This is a genomic window from Pseudomonas sp. 43(2021) (genome assembly GCF_017490805.1).
Classification (GTDB): domain Bacteria; phylum Pseudomonadota; class Gammaproteobacteria; order Pseudomonadales; family Pseudomonadaceae; genus Aquipseudomonas.
The window spans coordinates 1-634 of the sequence record NZ_JAFGYJ010000149.1 but is presented as its reverse complement, the minus strand read 5'-3'; the positions used below and the strand labels follow the sequence as shown (position 1 = coordinate 634).

Here is a 634-nt window from a genome sequence, read left to right as displayed (position 1 = left end):
CCTATAAAGTCAGTGCCTGCCGGACGGCCATCCGCCGTCCATGGATTGCATCATCGCCGCTTACCAAGCAGCGTCAGGACGCTTCATGACTTTCGACTACGCCTTTATCCTCAGCACTCTGCCGGCTTTTCTCAAAGCCGTCGGCGTGACTCTGCAGGTCGGTTTGATTGCGATCGCCACTTCGCTGCTGGTGGCGCTGCTCAACGCGACGATTCTGGTGTTTCGCACGCCATACCTGCAGAAAATGGTCGGCCTCTACGTAGAGCTGGCGCGCAACACGCCGTTGCTGATTCAGCTGTTCTTCGTCTACTTCGCGTTGCCGGCAGTGGGGATCCGGGTTTCCGGTTTCACTGCGGCAATCATCACCATGACTTTTCTCGGCGGCGCCTACCTCACCGAAGTGCTGCGCGCCGGCGTCGATGCGGTGCCCCAGGCACAACTGGAATCCGGGCGGTCGATTGGCCTGTCCCACGGCCAGTTGCTGCGCTATGTGATCCTGCCGCAGGCGGGCATCCTCAGCCTGCCGTCGCTGTTCGCCAATTTCATCTTCCTGCTCAAGGAAACCACCGTGGTTTCGGCCGTGGCGGTGCCGGAAATCCTCTACACCACCAAGAGCTATATCGCGCTCTACTAC

Annotated in this window: 1 protein-coding gene; it reads left to right on the top strand. The window is 59.8% G+C overall.

Annotated features, from left to right (window positions below; all coding sequences use genetic code 11):
- Positions 1–85: 85 nt before the first annotated feature.
- On the top strand, positions 86–634 hold a 549-nt coding region (locus J5M71_RS26440), incomplete at its 3' end, for an amino acid ABC transporter permease (RefSeq protein ID WP_207838422.1).